The following is a 17,902-nucleotide window of genomic DNA, read 5'->3' on the forward strand; positions in this document are numbered from 1 at the left end:
AATCAGTCCATGACCACCGTCGACCTCCCGCTGCTGCCGCTCGGCCGCGGCACGGACCGGCTGTCCGAGCGGGGCGTCGAGTGCCCCGGCGACCTGCCGCCCGCCTCCGACCCCGACCTGGTCGCCCGGGCGCGGGCCGCCAAGGAAGCGCTGGGCGAGCGGGTGTTCGTGCTCGGCCACCACTACCAGCGCGACGAGGTCATCGAGTTCGCCGACGTCACCGGCGACTCCTTCAAGCTCGCCCGCGACGCCGCCGCGCGGCCGGACGCGGAGTACATCGTCTTCTGCGGCGTGCACTTCATGGCCGAGTCGGCCGACATCCTGACCGGACCCGGCCAGCAGGTCATCCTGCCCGACCTGGCCGCCGGGTGCTCGATGGCCGACATGGCCCGGATCGCGCAGGTCGAGGCGGCCTGGGCCGCCCTCGCCGCCGCGGGCGTGCAGAACCAGGTCGTTCCGGTCACCTACATGAACTCCAGCGCCGACATCAAGGCGTTCTGCGGCCGCAACGGCGGCGTGGTCTGCACCTCGTCCAACGCCGAGGTCGCTCTGGACTGGGCGTTCCAGCAGAAGGGCGTGGACACGAAGGTCCTCTTCCTCCCCGACCAGCACCTGGGCCGCAACACCGCCGTGCTCAAGCTCGGCTACTCCCTCGACGACTGCGTCGTGTGGAACCCGCACAAGCCGAACGGCGGCCTGACCGCGGAGGAGCTGCGCGCGGCGCGGGTGATCCTGTGGAAGGGGCACTGCTCGGTCCACGGCCGCTTCTCCCCCACCGTCATCGACGAGCTGCGCGCCAAGGTGCCGGACATCAAGGTCCTCGTCCACCCCGAGTGCCAGCACGAGGTCGTGCTCAAGGCCGACCTGGTCGGGTCGACCGAGTTCATCATCAAGACGATCGAGGCGGCGCCGGCCGGCTCCAGCTGGGCGATCGGCACCGAGCTCAACCTGGTGCAGCGGCTGGCCCGCACCCATCCCGACAAGAACATCGTCTTCCTCGACCGCAACGTCTGCTACTGCTCGACGATGAACCGGATCGACCTCCCCCACTTCGTGTGGGCGATGGAGAACCTCGTCGCCGGCAACGTGGTCAACCGGATCGAGGTCGACGCCCAGACCGAGCAGGAGGCGCTCGTCGCCTTGCAGCGGATGCTCGACCTGCCCGGCAAGTCGCACCGCGACTGACCAACCACCTCCAGGGGAGACCGTGTTCCGCCGTACGAAGTCAGAGCCAGAGGACCAGACCACCACCACGGTCAAGGAGGGCGGCAAGGGCCGCCCGACGCCGACGCGCAAGGAGGCGGAGGCGCTCGCCCGCGCCAAGGCCCGCGCGCCGCGGTCGAAGAAGGAGCTCGCCGCCCGCCAGCGGCAGCTGCGCACCGAGGACAGCCGCAAGGTCCGCGAGGCGATGAAGACCGGCGACGAGCGCTACCTCACGGCCCGGGACCGTGGTCCGGTGCGCCGGTTCATCCGCGACTACGTCGACGTCCGGTTCAGCCTGGTCGAGATGCTGATCCCGCTGCTGATCGTCACGATGGTGCTCGGCTACAGCGGGAACCCTGCGCTGATGGGCGCCTCGACGTACGTCATGCTCGCGACCTTCCTCTTCGTGGTCATCGACATGATCCTGCTGCGGTTCCGGCTGCGGCGCGAGCTGGTCCGGAGGTTCCCCGAGGAGAGCTACTCCGGGACCACCTTCTACGCGATCACCCGCTCGCTGCAGATGAAGTTCATGCGGATGCCGAAGGCCCAGGTCAAGATCGGCCAGGACCTCCCCGACACCTACCGCTGATCCGCTCGACCGACTAGGTCCGCCGCGGCGACTGGGTCAGCGCCGGGTCGGAGGTGACCACCGGGCCGACGACCTCGTCGATCGCCGCGAGCGTCTCCTTCTCCAGCACGACGCCGGCCGCCTTGACGTTCTCGGTGACCTGCTCGGGCCGGCTCGCGCCGATGATCGCCGCGGAGACGTTGTCGTTCTGCAGCACCCACGCGACCGCCAGCTGGGCGAGGCTCAGGCCCGCTTCGTCGGCGATCGGCTTCAGCCGCTGCACCCGCTCGAGCACGTCGTCCTGCAGCCACCGGCTGATCATGTCGGCGCCGCCCTTGTCGTCGGTGGCGCGCGAGCCGGCGGGCGGCGGCTGACCGGGCTGGTACTTGCCGGTGAGCACGCCCTGCGCGATCGGCGACCAGACGATCTGCCCGAGCCCGAGCTCCTGGCAGGTCGGGACGACCTCGGCCTCGATCACCCGGTAGAGCATCGAGTACTGTGGCTGGTTGGAGATCAGCGGGACCCGGAGCTCCTTCGCGAGCTCGTGGGCGGCGCGGATCTCCTCCGCACGCCACTCGGACACACCGATGTAGAGGGCCTTTCCGGCGCGCACGACGTCGGCGAACGCCAGCATCGTCTCCTCCAGCGGCGTCTCGTGGTCGAACCGGTGCGCCTGGTAGAGGTCGACGTACTCGGTGCCGAGGCGGCGCAGCGACCCGTCGATCGACTCCAGGATGTGCTTGCGCGAGAGCCCCTGGTCGTTGTGCTTGCCGGGACCGGTCGGCCAGAAGACCTTGGTGAAGATCTCGAGCCCCTCCCGACGCTCGCCGGCGAGCGCCTTGCCGAGGACGGTCTCGGCGGCGGTGTTCGCGTAGACGTCGGCGGTGTCGAAGGTCGTGATGCCCTCCTCCAGGGCCTGCCGGACGCACGCGAGCGCGGCATCCTCCTCGACCTGGGAGCCGTGGGTGAGCCAGTTGCCGTAGGCGATGGCCGAGATCTTCAGCCCGCTCGCCCCGAGGTTGCGGATTTCCATGTCCTCGACCCTAGCGAGCCGACCATGGGCTCGGTCCGATCCGCTCACCCTGAGAGGATGTCCCGGTGACACAGACCCCAGGCCCCGACGTCTCCGTCCGGGTCGCGTGGCCTGCCGACGGCGCCGCCATCGCGGCCATCCAGCTGCGCGGCTGGCAGCAGCGGTACGGCGAGCCGCTCGCCGACCTGCTCGAGGAGCGCGGCCTGGACCCCGCGCTGCTCGAGACCGCCTGGCGCGAGTCCCTCGCGCACCCGCCGGAGGCGCGCCGCCGGGCGCTGGTCGCGCTCGTGCACGACCGGGTCGTCGGGTTCGCGCTCACCGGCCCGGCGGCCGACCCCGACGCGGACCCGAAGGTCGACGGCGAGCTCGCCGAGCTGACCGTCGACCCCGAGCAGACCCGGCAGGGGCACGGCTCGCGGTTGGTGCAGGCCGGCGTGGACACCCTCCGCGCGGACGGCTTCACCCGGGCCGTGACCTGGGTCGACGCGACCGACGACGTCCTCCGCGCCTTCCTCGCCGGCTCCGGCTGGGCTCCGGACTCCGCGTCGCGTGAGCTGGCGGACGAGGCCGGCGTCGGCTCCGTCAAGCAGGTCCGCCTGCACTGCGCCCTCTAGCTGCCCTCCGGCTCCTGGCATCGCCGGAGACAAGCGTCGGAGCACACGCGGCCCCGTCCCGCGTGTGCCCCGACCGTCGTGGGCGGTCCGCCGTCAGTTGACGTTGACCGCGCTCCAGGCGGCGGCCACGGCGTTGTACTCCGCCCCGCCCTGGCCGTAGAGGTCGGCGGCGGCCTTGAGCGACGCGGTCCGCGCACCGGCGTAATTGGTGTTGGAGGTCATGTAGACGGTGAGCGCGCGGTACCAGATCTGCTCGGCCTTCTCCCGCCCGATGCCGGTGACCGTGCTGCCGTTGCAGGTGGGCGAGTTGTAGGAGACCCCGTTGAGGCTCTTCGCGCCCGAGCCCTCGGCGAGCAGGTAGAAGAAGTGGTTGCCCACGCCCGAGGAGTAGTGGACGTCCAGGTTGCCGACCGTGGAGCTCCAGCAGTTGGCGGAGGAGCCGTCCGAGGCCGGGTTGTCCATCCGGCGCAGCGGCGGGGCGCCGTTGAGGTCGAACTGCTCGCCGATCAGGTAGTCGCCGGGATCACTGGCGTTGGCGGCGTAGAACTCCACCATCGTCCCGAAGATGTCCGAGGTCGCCTCGTTCAGGCCGCCGGACTCCCCGGAGTAGGTCAGCCCGGCGGTGTTCTCGGTGACGCCGTGGGACATCTCGTGGCCGGCTACGTCGAGCGAGACCAGCGGGCCGTAGCTCTTGCCGTCGCCGTCGCCGTACGTCATCTTCGTGCCGTCCCAGAAGGCGTTCACGTAGTTCTTGCCGTAGTGGACGCGGTTCCAGGAACCGGTGCCGTTGCCGAAGATGCCGTTCCGGCCGAAGACGTTGTTGTAGTAGTCCCACGTCATGTTCGTGCCGTACTGCGCGTCGACCGCCGCGGACTCCCGGCTCGAGGTCGAGCCGTTGCCGAACGAGGTGTCGGTGCTGGAGAACTGGGTGCCCTTCTGGCAACCGACGTTGATGAGGGTGCACAGCGCCGAGTCGGTCTTGTTGTTCACGTCCACGGTGTAGGTGCCGCCGCGGGTCGGGTCCTTGAGGAGGTACGACGACCCGGACTGCGTGAGCTGCAGGGGGACCGTGCCGGAGTAGAGCGAGCTGCCCGACCCGTCGACGGTCTCGATCGTCTCCTCCTGGCGCAGCAGCGCACCGGTGCGGGCGTCGACGTAGTTGAGCATCCGGCTCGGCGTGCCGTCGGTGCGGCGGCCCGTCGTCGTGACCTCCCAGGCGAGCCGGGGCTTGCCGTCGAGCGCGTCGACCACGAGGCGGGCCGAGCCCTTCGCGCGGCGGTCTCGGATGTCGCGCGTCTCCCGGGTCGGGGCCAGGGCCCGCGCCTTGGCCCGGTCGGTGGAGAGCTTCGGTGTCACCGAGAGCCGGAGGGTGCCGCGCAGCGTCTGGCTGGTGCCCTGCCAGGTCGCCCCCGGGCCCTGATGGACGACGACGTCGCCGCCCAGCACAGGAAGCCCGCGGAAGTCGCGCGCCAGCCGCACGTGCGTGGAGCCGTCGCGGTCGACCACGGCGTCGATGGTGTGGAAGGCCAGCCCGCGGGCCGCCCGGACCGCGCTCGGGTGGCTCTGGAGCGCCGCGATCGCCTTCTGGACCACGCTCTTGTCGTGGTGCGGGTGGGTAGGGGCGGCGTTGGTGCTGCTGGGCGTGAGGCCGACGGCGAGGGCGCTGACGGCTGCCGTTGCGGCGATCAGCGAGGTACGGCGGGCGCGACGGGATACCGAGACCGAGACGGGGAGCATGTGCGGGGCTTCTTTCTGCAGTTCCGAGCGACCCGGGACGAACCGGGCCGGTCCGACTCTGGCGCGTTCGCCGGGGCGCCGCCAGAGCACACGGACTGCAGGTTCGTGCACTGCACAAAGTCGTGACGCGCGACGCGACGTCGAGGAGGCTCAGTCCAGGTCGAGGAAGTGCTCGAGGCCGACCGTGAGGCCCGGGTGGTCGGCGATCCCGCGGACGCCGGTCAGCACGCCCGGCGTGAACGAGGCCCGGTCCATCGAGTCGTGCCGGATGGTGAGGGTCTCCCCCACCCCGCCGAGGATCACCTCCTGGTGCGCGACCATCCCGCGGATCCGCAGGCCGTGCACCCGGATGCCCTCCACGTCCGCGCCGCGGGCGCCGTCGAGGCCGGTGGAGGTGGCGTCGGGGATCGGCGCGGAGCCCGCTTCCCGCCGAGCGGCGGCGATCAGCTCGGCCGTACGCCGCGCGGTCCCGCTGGGCGCGTCGGCCTTCGTGGGGTGGTGCAGCTCGACGACCTCGACCGACTCGTAGAACGGCGCGGCGACGGCGGCGAACCGCATCATCAGGATCGCGCCGATCGAGAAGTTCGGGGCGATGAGCACGCCCGTGCCCGGGCTGCAGCCCAGCCAGCCGCGCAACGTCTCCAGCCGGCCCTCGTCGAACCCGGTGGTGCCCACCACCGCGTGGATCCCGTGGTCGATGCAGAACTCCAGGTTGTCCATGACCACGTCGGGATGGGTGAAGTCGACGACCACCCGCGCACCGGAGGTCACCAGCGCGTCGATCTCGTCGTCCTGGTCGACCTGGGCGACGAGCTCGAGGTCATCGGCTGCCTCGACCGCCTTGCAGACCTCCGTGCCGACCTTGCCGCGCGCGCCGAGCACGCCCACGGGAACCTTGCCGCCGGGGCCATCGTTCGCGACACTCGCACCCATGGGGGCCAACGTAGTGCCTGAGCCGGACGCCCGGTCTGGCAGGCTGGCCCTCATGGCGGTGCAGACGATCCCGGCCCGGATCCGCTGGGCGGTGGACTTCATGGACGTGCAGCCCCACGACCACGTGCTGGAGATCGGGTGCGGCACCGGCGCCGCGGCGGACCTCATCTGCCGTCGCCTCGAGGGCAAGGGCAAGATGTTCGCGATCGACCGCTCCGAGGCGGGCGTGGACCGCACGAAGCAACGCTGCGCCGAGCACATCGAGGCCGGAAAGCTGACCGTCCGCCAGATCGACCTCGCGACGCTCCGGGTCCCGGTCAAGCGGCTCACCAAGGTCTTCGCCTTCGACGTGCACCTGTTCTGGGTGCGCGACTGCCGCGAGGAGGTGGCGCTCCTGCACGAGCGGGTGCTGCCCGGCGGCTCGGTGAACCTGTTCTTCGACACCCGCAAGCCCGAGCAGGTCCCGGAGATCCTCTCAAGGACCTCCGCCGCCCTGACCCAGGCCGGCTTCCGCGTCTACATCGTCGACAGCAAGCAGCCCCCCGTCATCGGGATCATCGGGCGGAGGTGAGCGTCCGGTGACGGTCCGAGGCACGAGGACGGTCACCGAAGGACGCCAGATCGAGTAGCGCCGCGGGTGAGCCTGCGAACCCGCGAGGCGCGTATCGAGATCCGCGACCTGTGGAACGCCACCCAAGCCGTAGGCCCGCACCCGGGTCTCGACACGCCCTGGCCGCCCGTCGCTCCCTCGCACGCTCGGGAGCGTGCGGCTCAGCTAGGGCCCGACGACGGCCAGCATCTGCGGCCGCCCGAAGACCTCCTGCGCGACCGAGCGCACGTCGTCGAGGGTGACGGCCTGGATGCGGGCGGTGACCTCGTCGATGCCGAGCACCTCGGAGTGCACCAGGTCGGCCTTGCCGAGCCGCATCATCCGCGCACCGGAGTCCTCCAGGCCGAGCACCAGCCCACCGACCAGCTGCCCCTTGCCACGGACGAGCTCCTCGGGGGTGATGCCGTCGGTCGCGATCGACGCCAGCTCGGAGCGAACGGTGGCGAGCACCTCGTCGAGCCGGTCGGGCAGGCAGCCGACGGCGACGCCGACCAGCCCGGAGTCGGCGTAGTGGCTCGCGAAGGAGTAGACCGAGTAGGCCAGCCCACGGTGCTCCCGGACCTCCTGGAAGAGCCGGCTCGACGTACCGCCGCCCAGCGCCGTGTTCAGCACGCCGAGGGCGAACCTGCGGTCGTCGTCGCGGGTGAAGCCCTCGAGACCGACGACGAGGTTGACCTGCTCGAAGGGCCGGGTCACGTGCGCCTCGCCACCGGCCATCCGGTGCCGGCGACCGCTGCCGCGCGGGGAGCGCGGCTCCGCGGTGCCGTCGAGGAACGCCCGCCGCCCGAACGACTTCTTGATCTCTCGGACGACCTCGTTGTGGTCGAGCGCGCCGGCGACCGAGACGACGATGTTGTCCGGGGCGTAGTGCCGCTTGTAGAACCGCCTGACCTGGTCGCGCGTCATCGCCTCGATCGAGGCGGTGGTCCCGGCGATCGGGCGGCCGAGCGGGGACTCCTCGCCCCAGGCGAGGGCGGCCACGAGGTTCTGGACGACGTCGTCGGGGTCGTCCTCGTGCATCGCGATCTCGTCGAGGATCACGTCACGCTCGGCGTCGATGTCGTGGGCGTCCAGCACCGAGTCGGTGATCATGTCGCCGAGCACGTCGACCGCGAGCGGCAGGTCCTCGCCGAGCACCCGCGCGTGGAAGCAGGTGTACTCCTTGGCGGTGAACGCGTTGAACTCGCCGCCGACCGCGTCCAGCTCGATCGAGATGTCGAGTGCGGACCGCTCGCGGGTGCCCTTGAACAGCAGGTGCTCGAGGAAGTGCGAGGCGCCGTGCGTCCGGGCGGTCTCGTCGCGGGAGCCCACGCCCACCCAGACGCCGATCGACGCGGACCGCGCACCGGCCATCTGCTCGGTGATGATCCGCAGGCCCGACGGGAGAACCGTGCGGCGGACCCGGGAGGTCACCTGACCTCCCGGGTCCCGCACGGTCTCGAGCGTGCGGGTCGAACCCCTCAGCTCACGCCTCCGGCTCGGTCTCCGGCGCGTCCTCGGCGGCCTCGGCGGCCTCCTCGACGACCGGGACCAGCGACAGCTTGCCGCGGTCGTCGATCTCGGCGATCTGGACCTGGAGCTTCTGGCCGACCGAGACGACGTCCTCGACGTTCTCGACCCGCTTGCCGCCGGCGAGGCCGCGCAGCTTGCTGATGTGCAGCAGCCCGTCCTTGCCCGGCATCAGCGCGACGAAGGCACCGAAGTTGGTCGTCTTCACGACCGTGCCGAGGTAGCGCTCGCCGACCTCCGGCATCGTCGGGTTGGCGATCGCGTTGACGGCCTGCTTGGCGGCCTCGGCCGCCTCGCCGTTGGTGGCACCGATGTAGACGGTGCCGTCGTCCTCGATCGACAGCGTCGCGCCGGTGTCCTCCTGGATCTGGTTGATCACCTTGCCCTTGGGCCCGATGACCTCGCCGATCTTGTCGACCGGCACCCGGACGGTGATGATCCGCGGGGCGTTGACCGACATCTCCTCGGGAGCGTCGATGGCCTCGGCCATCACGTCCAGGATCGCCAGCCGCGCCTCCTTGGCCTGGGTCAGCGCCCGGGCGAGCACCTCGGCGGGGATGCCGTCGAGCTTGGTGTCGAGCTGCAGCGCGGTGACGAACTCCCGCGTGCCGGCGACCTTGAAGTCCATGTCGCCGAACGCGTCCTCGGCGCCGAGGATGTCGGTCAGTGCGACGTACTGCGTCTCACCGTCGATCTCGCCGGAGACGAGGCCCATCGCGATGCCCGCGACGGCCGCACGGAGCGGGACACCCGCCTGCAGCAGCGACATGGTCGAGGCGCAGACCGAGCCCATCGAGGTCGAGCCGTTGGAGCCCATGGCCTCCGACAGCTGCCGGATGGCGTAGGGGAACTCCTCGCGCGTCGGCAGCACCGGCAGCAGCGCCCGGCGCGCGAGCGCACCGTGGCCGACCTCGCGGCGCTTCGGCGAGCCGACCCGGCCGGTCTCGCCGGTCGAGAACGGCGGGAAGACGTACTTGTGCATGTAGCGGCGGTGCTTCTCCGGCGACAGCGTGTCGAGCTGCTGCTCCATCTTGAGCATGTCGAGGGTGGTGACACCCAGGATCTGGGTCTCGCCACGCTCGAACAGCGCGGAGCCGTGGACGCGAGGGAGTACGCCGACCTCGGCGTGCAGCGGCCGGATGTCGGCCAGGCCGCGACCGTCGATGCGGATCTTGTCGCGCAGGATGCTCTCGCGGACGAGCTGCTTGTTGACCGAGCGGAACGCCGCGCCGATCTCCTTCTCGCGACCCTCGAACTGCTCGCCGAGGCTGCTGAGCAGCTGCTCCTTGAGCTCGTCGGTGCGGTCGTTGCGCTCCTGCTTGTCGGCGATCTTCATCGCGGCGGCCAGGTCGTCCTTCACGGCCGCCTCGACGGCGGCGTAGACGTCGTCCTCGTAGTCGAGGAAGATCGGGAACTCCTGGACCGGCTTCGCGGCGGCGTTGGCCAGCTCCTGCTGCGCCTCGACCAGCTGCTTGATGAACGGCTTCGCGGCATCGAGGCCGCCGGCGACGACGTCCTCGGTGGGCGCCTGGACGCCGTCCTGGACCAGGGTCCAGGTCTGCTCGGTGGCCTCGGCCTCGACCATCATGATCGCGACGTCACCGGTCTCGGTCACCCGGCCCGCGACGACCATGTCGAAGACGGCGTTCTCGAGCTGGCTGTGCGACGGGAAGGCGACCCACTGGCCCTCGATGAGCGCGACGCGGACGCCGCCGACCGGGCCGGAGAACGGCAGGCCGGACAGCTGCGTGGACATCGACGCCGCGTTGATCGCGAGCACGTCGTAGGGGGCGTCGGGGTTGAGCGCCAGGACGGTGATGACGACCTGGACCTCGTTGCGCAGGCCCTTCTTGAAGGTCGGCCGCAGCGGGCGGTCGATGAGGCGGCAGGTGAGGATCGCGTCCTCGCCCGGCCGGCCCTCGGACCGGAAGAACGAGCCGGGGATCTGGCCCGCGGCGTACATCCGCTCCTCGACGTCGATCGTGAGCGGGAAGAAGTCGAAGTGGTCCTTCGGCTGCTTGCCGGCCGTGGTGGCCGAGAGCAGCATCGTGTCGTCGTCGAGGTAGGCGGTCACCGAGCCGGCGGCCTGCCGGGCCAGGAGGCCCGTCTCGAACTTGACGGTGCGGGTGCCGAACTTGCCGTTGTCCAGAACGGTCTCGACGGCAGAGATGACGGGTTCAGTCACAGATGTTCTCTTTTTCGTACGACGCGGGGCGCGCTGCCCCGCAGCTATCGGATTTGTTGTCGCAGGTCAGCCTACGACCTCGGGTGTGAAAAGCAGAACGGGCGGCTCCCGGAAGGGGAACCGCCCGTCAGGCACTCAGCGACGCAGGCCGAGGCGCTCGACGATCGAGCGGTAGCGCTCGATCTCGGTCTTCTTGAGGTAGTTGAGCAGCCGGCGGCGCTGGCCCACGAGGAGCAGCAGGCCACGACGGCTGTGGTGGTCGTGCTTGTGCTGCTTGAGGTGCTCGGTCAGGTGGGTGATCCGGTGGCTGAGCAGCGCGATCTGCACCTCGGGCGAACCGGTGTCGCCCTCGGTCGTGGCGTACTCGGCGATGATCTTCTTCTTGGTCTCCGCGTCGGTACCAATAGCCATGCTTGTCGGGGTCCTTCCGGTTCGTTGCGCGGTGCCCCAGCCATGATTCCTGGAGCGCTCTCTGGTCCGCGGCCGTTCTGACGGCGACCGCCAACGCTACCGTGAGCCGGCCGGGTCCGCCGAATCCGCAGCCAGCATCCGGTAGACCACCCGCATGCTGACCGCGCGGGCGAGCTCGTCCATGATCGAGGTGAAGAACTCGCGGCGGTAGAGGTCGTCGGTGATCGCGACGACGGTGAAGTAGAGCCCGGAGAAGCCGGCCAGGAACAGCGAGACGTGCAGCAGCTCGCTGCTCACCCAGTGCGGTCCCGGTGGGTAGGTCGGGTGGCCGGAGCCGACCCAGGTCGTGATCACCGACGGGTCGATCACCAGCAGCCCGAACCCCACGAAGAACACGAAGACCGCGACCGACAGCAGGAACACCTGCACGGCCTGCGCGATCACCAGGACCAGGACCAGGTTGACCATCTGCAGCCCGGTCACCTGCGCCTGGTCCGGCAGGTCGACGCCCTCCCGGACGACGCGGCGGGCCGCCTCGTCCAGCGGCGTGCCCGCGGTGCCCTCGAGGACCTCGTCGGCCTTGACCTGGTCGTCGAAGCGGTCGAGCTCCTCGGCCAGCCTCGGCACCATGAACAGGCACGCGACGACCGCGAAGAAGACGACGGCGCCCCACACCGTGCCCGCGGAGAGCGCCGAGGCGACCTGCCACACCTCGGTGTTGATGAACAGGAAGGTGATGAACAGCATCAGGATCGGCAGTGCGCGCGTCGCCAGCGGGAAGAGCAGGCCGACGCTGCGCAGGGCCCGCCGGAACGCCCATCGCGCGATCACGGTCGCGTGCAGCGCCAGGAGCGCGTAGCCGCCGAGCACGAGCAGGAAGCCGCCGAGCGCGGCGACGGCCGCGAACGAGGGGTGCGGTGTCGCCAGCACGGCCGCGGCCGCCGCTCCTCCGACGACCGCAGCGAGCAGGAGGACCGGCAGCGACCGGATCGGCGTCAGCCGGCGGGCGACCTCGGCGCGGGTGCCGTCGACGAAGTAGGGCAAGCCGTGCAGGGCGAACCACGTCTCGGCGGCAGCACGCTCGTCGGACCGCATCGCCACGCGGTCAGCGTAGCCAGTGATCAGCCCACCGTGACGGGATGCCGCACGACGGCGTCGAAGAAGTAGCCGTTGGGGTTCCAGGCGGCGACGTCGGGCTGGGTGCGGCCGAGGGCGTCGGTGGCGCGGGCGAGCAGCTCGTGCGAACCGGGCCGGGGTGCGGTCCAGCGGTACGCCCAACGGGTCCAGCCGTGGCCGGTGCCGGCACTGTCGGACCGGGGGCGGTCCAGCTCGGCACGCGACCAGGTCGCCCCGCCGTCGGTGCTGATCTCGACCTTCGCGATGGGCCCCGCGCCCGACCACGAGCGCCCCGTCAGCACGACCGTGCGTCGCGGCAGCTGCGCACCCCAGGGCAGCTCGAAGGCCGACCGGACCGGGTTGGCGGCGAGCGGCCGGCCGTCGAGGTTGTACCAGGTCGTGCTCCAGGGCGAGGTCTGCTCGCTGGTGGACACCTCCAGGGATCCGAGCCACTTGATCGAGCCGATGCCGACCCAGCCCGGGAGCACCAGCCGCAGGGGGAAGCCATGGTCGGGGAGCAGGTCCCCGCCGTTCATGCTCCACGCGAGCAGCGCGTCGTCGTACGCCTTCGAGATCGGGAACGGGCGGCGGACCGGCCCGTAGTCCACCCCGCCGGAGACGTAGCTCGGGTCGAGGCCGGTGGCCATGACCGAGACGGCGTCCCTGCGGACGCCGACCGCATCCAGCACGTCGCGGAGGCGCACGCCGTGCCAGACGACGGTGCCCACCGCGCCGAGCTTCCACTGCGTGCCGCTGGCGGCCTTGCCCTGCTGGGTGGCGAAGAAGCTACGACCGTTGCCGGTGCACTCGTGCACGCTGGTGAGCGTGACCTGCGGCAGCGCCCGCAGCTGGCCGAGGGTCAGCTCCACGCCTTCGGAGCGCACCAGCCCGTCGCCGAGGATCCGCAGCCGGTAGGTCGACGGGTCGATCGTGGGAGTCGACGTGTGGTCACGGACGAACAGCCGTGCCTGGGGCGTGGCGTACACGCGCGGATCCACCGAGTCCCATCGCATCTCAGCGTTGGACCCGTAGTCGATGAACCACTCGGGCGGCAGCGGCTTGAGGATCGCCGGCGCACCCGCGACGGCGCGCTCGGCGAGCGTGGGAAGGAGATCGGCGACGGCGAGGCCGGCGATCGCAGCGGCGGTGCCGCCCAGCAGTCGACGGCGTGAGATCCCGGGAGTCATGCCGGGATGCTAACAGCACTAACTTGCTGTATTAAGTCAACCTAGAGGTCATCTGCGAGGACGGAGCGTGCCCGGTCGACGTCGCCGGCCATGGCGACGAGCAGGTCGTCGACCGAGGCGAACCGGACCATGCCCCGGAGCCGGGCCACGAACTCGACCTCGATCTCGACGCCGTAGAGCTGCAGGTCGTCGCGGTCCAGGACGTAGGACTCCACCCGCCGCTCGCGCTGGCCGTCGAAGGTGGGGTTGGTGCCGACACTGATCGCGGCCGGGTAGACGCTGCCGGCGTCGGGGCCGGACCGCACGTGCACACGTCCGGCGTACACCCCGTCGGCGGGAGCCGCCGCGCCCGGGACGACGGGCACGTTCGCCGTCGGGAAGCCGAGCTCGCGGCCGCGCTTGTCGCCCTCGACGACGATCCCTCGGCTCGTGAACGGGCGGCCCAGGGCCTCGGCCGCGCCCTCGACGTCGCCGGCGGCCAGGCAGGTGCGGACGTACGTCGACGACCAGACCTGCGGGCCGCCGTCCAGGGTGACCGCCTCGAGCACGAAGTCGCGCTCCGCGCCGGCCTCCCGGAGCAGCTGGCAGTCGCCCGCCGCACGGTTGCCGAAGCGGAAGTTCGCGCCGACCACGACCGCCCTGGCGTGCAGCGCGTGGACCAGGATCCGGTCGATGAACTCCTGCGGCGTCCACGCCGCGATGTCGCGCGAGAACGGGATCACCAGCACGTCGTCGACGCCGGCCTCGCCGAGGAGCTCCAGCCGCGCGTCGATCGTCGTGAGCGTCGGCGGGGCGTGCTCGGGCCGCAGCACCGCGATCGGGTGCGGGTCGAAGGTGACGGCGACGACGTGGTCGACCCCGAGCTCGGCGGCGACCTCCCTGGCCCGGCGCACGACGTGCTGGTGCCCGAGGTGCATCCCGTCGAAGTTGCCGATCGTCACCACGGTCCGGGTCCCCGCGAGCTCGTCGCTCGGGACCTCGTCCAGCTCGCGCCACACCCGCACGGGCGCAACGTTACTGAGGTCGGCGGCCCGCGACGCGGTCAGCCCACGAAGACCGCGACCGGGCGGGCCCGGCCGTCGCGCGGCTCGTAGAGGGCCAGGAACTCCCCGTCGGGCGCGAAGACGGCGGTGAGCGAGGAGATCTCCAGCTCGAGCGGCCGCCCGTGGCGCACGTCCCGCGCCCGGTCCTCGTCCAGGTCGACCGAGCGGAACGCCGCCCGCGCCGCGTCCGCGATCGGCAGGATCGTGGTCTCCGCCGCGAGCTCGTCGAGCGTGCGCGCCGCGTCGAGACCGTAGGGGCCGACCGCCGTACGGCGCAGCGCCGTGAGGTGGCCGCCCACACCGAGCGCGGCGCCGACGTCCCGCGCGATCGCGCGGATGTAGGTGCCCGAGGAGCACCGGACCGAGATGTCGACGTCGAGCCAGTCCCCGACCACCCGCTGGTCGTGGACCTCCAGCGCGTGCACGGTCACCGGGCGGGCCGCCAGCTCGACCTCCTCGCCGGCGCGCGCGCGCTGGTAGGCACGCCTGCCGTCGACCTTGATCGCGCTGACCGCGGTCGGCACCTGCAGGATCTCCCCCACCTGCCTGCCGAGCTCCGCCTCGACCTGCTCGGGCCGGAGGTGCGCCGCCGGTGCCTCGGCCACGACGTCACCCTCGGCGTCGTCGGTCACCGTGGCGACCCCGAGCCGCACCGTCGCGTCGTAGGCCTTGTCGGTCAGCATCAGGTGGCCGAGCAGCCGGGTCGCGCGCTCGACACCGACGACCAGCACGCCGGTCGCCATCGGGTCGAGCGTGCCGGCGTGGCCCACCTTGCGGGTGCCGGCGAGTCGCCGTACCCGCGCCACCACGTCGTGGCTCGTGATCCCCGCGGGCTTGTCGACCACGACCAGCCCGGACGTCGCCACTACTCGGCTGCCTCGTCCTCGTCGAGCTCGGAGGCCTCGCGCGGCTTCTTGTAGGGGTCGGCCTCCCCCGCCGGCAGCGCGCCCTCACGGGCGGCTGCGACGGCGGCGTCGGCCTCGCGGGCCTTCGCGAGCACCTCGTCGAGGTGCCGGGCGCTCTCCGGGATCGCGTCGAGCTCGAAGGCCAGCGCCGGGACGTGCCGGGTGCCGAGCTGCTTGCCGACCTCGGACCGGATCACGCCCTTGGCGGACTCCAGCGCGGCCGCCGTGGACACCAGCGACTCCTCGCCCTCACCGAGCACGGTGTAGAAGATCGTCGCGTTCTGGGTGTCGCCCGTGAGCCGGACGTCGGTGATCGTGACGAAGCCGAGCCGCGGATCCTTGATCCGCCGCTCGAGCATCTCCGCCACGATCACCTGGATCCGGTCCGCGATCCTGCGAACTCGAGGACTGGTCATCAGGACCTCGGGATCTCCTTCATCTCGAAGGCCTCCACGATGTCGCCTTCCTTGATGTCCTGGAAGTTCCGGAGCACCAGACCGCACTCGAAGCCCTCGCGGACCTCGGCCGCGTCGTCCTTCTCGCGCCGCAGCGACGCGAGATCGAGGTTGTCGGCGACCACGGCGCCGTCGCGGATCAGGCGCACCTTCGCGTTGCGCCGGATGACGCCGCTGGTGACCATGCAGCCCGCGATGTTGCCGAGCTTGGACGAGCGGAAGATCGCGCGGATCTCCGCCTGGCCCAGGGTCTGCTCCTCGAACTCGGGCTTGAGCATGCCCTTGAGCGCGGCCTCGATCTCGTCGATGGCCTGGTAGATCACCGAGTAGTACTTGATCTCCACGCCCTCGCGGTCGGCGAGCTCGGAGGCCTTGCCCTGAGCCCGGACGTTGAAGCCGATGATGATCGCGTCCGACGCGGCGGCCAGGTTGACGTTGGCCTCGGTGATCGCACCGACACCGCGGTCGATGACCCGCAGCGAGACCTCGTCGCCGACCTCGAGCGCGGCCAGCGCGTCCTCGAGCGCCTCGACCGAGCCGGAGACGTCGCCCTTGAGGATCAGGTTGAGCTCCTGGCTCTCGCCGCTCTCCATGGACGCCATGAAGTCCTCGAGCGTACGGCGGACCCGGCGCTTGGCCTGGAGGGCGGCACGCTCGCGCGCCTCCCGCTTCTCCGCGATCTGGCGGGCCATCCGGTCGTCCTCGACCACGATGAAGTTCTGGCCCGCACCCGGGACTGCCGACAGACCGAGCACCATCGCAGGACGACCGGGGTCGGCCTCCTTGAGCTCCTCGCCGTGCTCGTCGAGCATCGCGCGGACCCGGCCGTAGGCCGGACCGGCGACGATCGAGTCACCGACCCGCAGCGTGCCGCGCTGGACCAGGATCGTCGCAACCGGACCACGGCCGCGGTCCAGGTGCGCCTCGACGACGAGGCCCTGCGCGTCCTGGGTGGGGTTGGCACGCAGGTCCAGGGACGCGTCGGCGGTCAGCACGACCGCCTCGAGCAGCTTGTCGAGGTTGAGCCCCGCCTTCGCGGAGACGTCGACGAACATCGCGTCGCCGCCGTACTCCTCGGGCACCAGGCCGTACTCGGTCAGCTGGCCGCGGACCTTGGTCGGGTCTGCCTCGGGCTTGTCGATCTTGTTGACCGCGACCACGATCGGCACACCGGCCGCCTTGGCGTGGTTGAGCGCCTCGACCGTCTGCGGCATCACGCCGTCGTCGGCAGCCACCACCAGGATCGCGATGTCCGAGGACTGCGATCCACGAGCACGCATGGCGGTGAACGCCTCGTGACCGGGGGTGTCGATGAAGCTGATCCGGCGATCCACGCCGTCGACCTCGGTGTGCACCTGGTAGGCGCCGATGTGCTGGGTGATGCCACCCGCCTCACCGGCGACGACGTTGGCGCCACGGAGGGCGTCGAGGAGCTTGGTCTTGCCGTGGTCGACGTGACCCATCACGGTCACGACCGGCGGCCGGATGACCAGGTCGCTCTCGTCACCCTCGTCCGCGCCGAACTCGAGGTCGAACGACTCGAGCAGCTCGCGGTCCTCGTCCTCCGGGGACACGATCTCGACGGTGTAGTTGAGCTCCTCGCCGAGCAGCTCCAGCGTCGCGTCGTTGACCGACTCGGTCGCCGTCACCATCTCGCCGAGGTGGAAGAGCATCTGCACCAGCGAGGCAGCGTCGACGCCGATCTTCTCGGCGAAGTCGGTCAGCGAGGCGCCGCGCGAGAGACGCACGGTCTCGCCGTTGCCCTTGCGGACGCGCATGCCGCCGATCGTCGGGGCCTCCATGGCCTCGAACTCCTGGCGACGCGCCCGCTTGGACTTGCGACCACGACGCGCGGGACCACCCGGGCGACCGAACGCGCCCTGGGTCTGGCCGCGCTGGCCCGGACGGCCACCGCCCGGTCGGCCACCGCCGGCCGGACCGAAGCCACCGCCACCGGGGCGGCCCGGAGCACCGGCGCCGCCGCGACCCGGGGCACCGCCACGGGAAGGAGCGCCGGGACGACCGGGAGCGCCACCGCGACCGCCGGGGCCACCGGGGCCACGGCCGCCGGGGCCGCTGCCGAACGCGGCAGGCGACTTGGGCATCATCGCCGGGTTGGGACGCGGCATGCCCGGACGGCCACCGGGGGCGGCCGGACGCGGCGGGCGGGTGTCGTCCTCGCCGCCGCTGCGCGGCGGCGGGGCGGGCCGGCGGCCCATGCCCTGGCTGGACGCGAACGGGTTGTTGCCCGGGCGCGGGGTGCCGCTCGGCTTCCCGACGGGGCGCGGTGCCGGCGCCTTCGGCGTCGGCGGCTTCGGCGCGCCGCCCGCGGGGCCGGGCCTGGGCCCGGTCGCCTTGGCGGGTGCCTCGGCCGCGGCAGCCGGCTCGGCGGG

Annotated in this window: 16 protein-coding genes; 4 read left to right on the top strand and 12 right to left on the bottom strand. The window is 71.4% G+C overall.

What is annotated here, in order from left to right; translation table 11 throughout:
• The first annotated feature begins 9 nt into the window (after positions 1-9).
• Together nadA and ABD709_RS07360 are read left to right on the top strand one after the other, a co-directional pair.
• Positions 10-1,185, top strand: coding sequence for a quinolinate synthase NadA (nadA, locus tag ABD709_RS07355; RefSeq protein WP_344773825.1), 1,176 nt, complete (start codon positions 10-12; stop codon positions 1,183-1,185).
• A gap of 22 nt (positions 1,186-1,207) precedes the next feature.
• On the top strand, positions 1,208-1,792 hold the full coding sequence (locus tag ABD709_RS07360; protein ID WP_344773827.1) for a DUF3043 domain-containing protein: 585 nt from the start codon (positions 1,208-1,210) through the stop codon (positions 1,790-1,792).
• 13 nt (positions 1,793-1,805) lie between these two features.
• On the opposite strand, the gene ABD709_RS07365 is transcribed toward ABD709_RS07360, so the two are convergent.
• The gene (locus tag ABD709_RS07365) at positions 1,806-2,804 is read right to left on the bottom strand and encodes an aldo/keto reductase family protein (RefSeq protein WP_344773829.1); all 999 of its coding nucleotides are present in this window, start codon (positions 2,802-2,804) and stop codon (positions 1,806-1,808) included.
• 65 nt (positions 2,805-2,869) lie between these two features.
• On the opposite strand from ABD709_RS07365, the gene ABD709_RS07370 reads away from it, so the two are divergent.
• Complete coding sequence (locus ABD709_RS07370; protein WP_344773831.1) at positions 2,870-3,418, top strand: GNAT family N-acetyltransferase; 549 nt, start codon at positions 2,870-2,872, stop codon at positions 3,416-3,418.
• A 93-nt stretch (positions 3,419-3,511) separates the two neighbouring features.
• On the opposite strand, the gene ABD709_RS07375 is transcribed toward ABD709_RS07370, so the two are convergent.
• Together ABD709_RS07375 and dapB are read right to left on the bottom strand one after the other, a co-directional pair.
• Positions 3,512-5,155: a M4 family metallopeptidase gene (locus ABD709_RS07375; protein WP_344773833.1), complete on the bottom strand. Its 1,644-nt coding sequence runs from the start codon at positions 5,153-5,155 to the stop codon at positions 3,512-3,514.
• Between the two features lie 150 nt (positions 5,156-5,305).
• Positions 5,306-6,088, bottom strand: coding sequence for a 4-hydroxy-tetrahydrodipicolinate reductase (gene dapB / locus ABD709_RS07380; protein WP_344773835.1), 783 nt, complete (start codon positions 6,086-6,088; stop codon positions 5,306-5,308).
• Positions 6,089-6,140: 52 nt separating this feature from the next.
• Between dapB and ABD709_RS07385 the strand changes: the two genes are divergently transcribed.
• A complete protein-coding gene (locus ABD709_RS07385; RefSeq protein WP_344773837.1) occupies positions 6,141-6,659 on the top strand; it encodes a class I SAM-dependent methyltransferase in 519 nt (172 codons plus the stop codon).
• A 204-nt stretch (positions 6,660-6,863) separates the two neighbouring features.
• Here ABD709_RS07385 and ABD709_RS07390 read toward each other — a convergent pair whose 3' ends face one another.
• The 9 genes from ABD709_RS07390 to infB form a co-directional block, all read right to left on the bottom strand.
• Positions 6,864-8,132 carry a M16 family metallopeptidase gene (locus tag ABD709_RS07390; protein ID WP_344773839.1) on the bottom strand — a complete coding sequence of 423 codons (1,269 nt, stop codon included), beginning with the start codon at positions 8,130-8,132 and terminating at the stop codon, positions 6,864-6,866.
• Between the two features lie 31 nt (positions 8,133-8,163).
• The gene (locus ABD709_RS07395; protein ID WP_344773841.1) at positions 8,164-10,392 is read right to left on the bottom strand and encodes a polyribonucleotide nucleotidyltransferase; all 2,229 of its coding nucleotides are present in this window, start codon (positions 10,390-10,392) and stop codon (positions 8,164-8,166) included.
• 135 nt (positions 10,393-10,527) lie between these two features.
• Positions 10,528-10,803 carry a 30S ribosomal protein S15 gene (gene rpsO / locus ABD709_RS07400; RefSeq protein WP_344773843.1) on the bottom strand — a complete coding sequence of 92 codons (276 nt, stop codon included), beginning with the start codon at positions 10,801-10,803 and terminating at the stop codon, positions 10,528-10,530.
• Positions 10,804-10,899: 96 nt separating this feature from the next.
• Positions 10,900-11,904 carry a hypothetical protein gene (locus ABD709_RS07405; RefSeq protein WP_344773845.1) on the bottom strand — a complete coding sequence of 335 codons (1,005 nt, stop codon included), beginning with the start codon at positions 11,902-11,904 and terminating at the stop codon, positions 10,900-10,902.
• 20 nt (positions 11,905-11,924) lie between these two features.
• A complete protein-coding gene (locus tag ABD709_RS07410; RefSeq protein WP_344773847.1) occupies positions 11,925-13,106 on the bottom strand; it encodes a sulfite oxidase in 1,182 nt (393 codons plus the stop codon).
• Between the two features lie 41 nt (positions 13,107-13,147).
• A complete protein-coding gene (locus tag ABD709_RS07415) occupies positions 13,148-14,110 on the bottom strand; it encodes a bifunctional riboflavin kinase/FAD synthetase (protein WP_344773849.1) in 963 nt (320 codons plus the stop codon).
• Between the two features lie 38 nt (positions 14,111-14,148).
• On the bottom strand, positions 14,149-15,015 hold the full coding sequence (gene truB, locus ABD709_RS07420; RefSeq protein ID WP_344773851.1) for a tRNA pseudouridine(55) synthase TruB: 867 nt from the start codon (positions 15,013-15,015) through the stop codon (positions 14,149-14,151).
• On the bottom strand, positions 15,015-15,470 hold the full coding sequence (gene rbfA, locus ABD709_RS07425) for a 30S ribosome-binding factor RbfA (protein WP_344773853.1): 456 nt from the start codon (positions 15,468-15,470) through the stop codon (positions 15,015-15,017). The genes truB and rbfA overlap by 1 nt, the downstream gene beginning before the upstream one ends.
• Positions 15,470-17,902, bottom strand: a 2,433-nt coding sequence (gene infB, locus ABD709_RS07430) for a translation initiation factor IF-2 (RefSeq protein WP_344773855.1), incomplete at its 5' end; no start/stop codon positions are given. The genes rbfA and infB, both read right to left, overlap by 1 nt.

The sequence above is a fragment of the Nocardioides panacisoli genome, assembly GCF_039537325.1.
In the GTDB taxonomy this organism is placed as follows: Bacteria; Actinomycetota; Actinomycetes; order Propionibacteriales; family Nocardioidaceae; genus Nocardioides; species Nocardioides panacisoli.

What these genes read in the sequence shown, in the direction of transcription:
- nadA (WP_344773825.1), top strand. Translation starts at nt 10, where the DNA reads ATGACCACCGTCGACCTCCCGCTGCTGCCGCTCGGCCGCGGCACGGAC.
- ABD709_RS07365 (WP_344773829.1), bottom strand. Translation starts at nt 2,804, where the DNA reads ATGGAAATCCGCAACCTCGGGGCGAGCGGGCTGAAGATCTCGGCCATC.
- ABD709_RS07375 (WP_344773833.1), bottom strand. Translation starts at nt 5,155, where the DNA reads ATGCTCCCCGTCTCGGTCTCGGTATCCCGTCGCGCCCGCCGTACCTCG.
- dapB (WP_344773835.1), bottom strand. Translation starts at nt 6,088, where the DNA reads ATGGGTGCGAGTGTCGCGAACGATGGCCCCGGCGGCAAGGTTCCCGTG.
- ABD709_RS07385 (WP_344773837.1), top strand. Translation starts at nt 6,141, where the DNA reads ATGGCGGTGCAGACGATCCCGGCCCGGATCCGCTGGGCGGTGGACTTC.
- rpsO (WP_344773843.1), bottom strand. Translation starts at nt 10,803, where the DNA reads ATGGCTATTGGTACCGACGCGGAGACCAAGAAGAAGATCATCGCCGAG.
- ABD709_RS07410 (WP_344773847.1), bottom strand. Translation starts at nt 13,106, where the DNA reads ATGACTCCCGGGATCTCACGCCGTCGACTGCTGGGCGGCACCGCCGCT.
- rbfA (WP_344773853.1), bottom strand. Translation starts at nt 15,470, where the DNA reads ATGACCAGTCCTCGAGTTCGCAGGATCGCGGACCGGATCCAGGTGATC.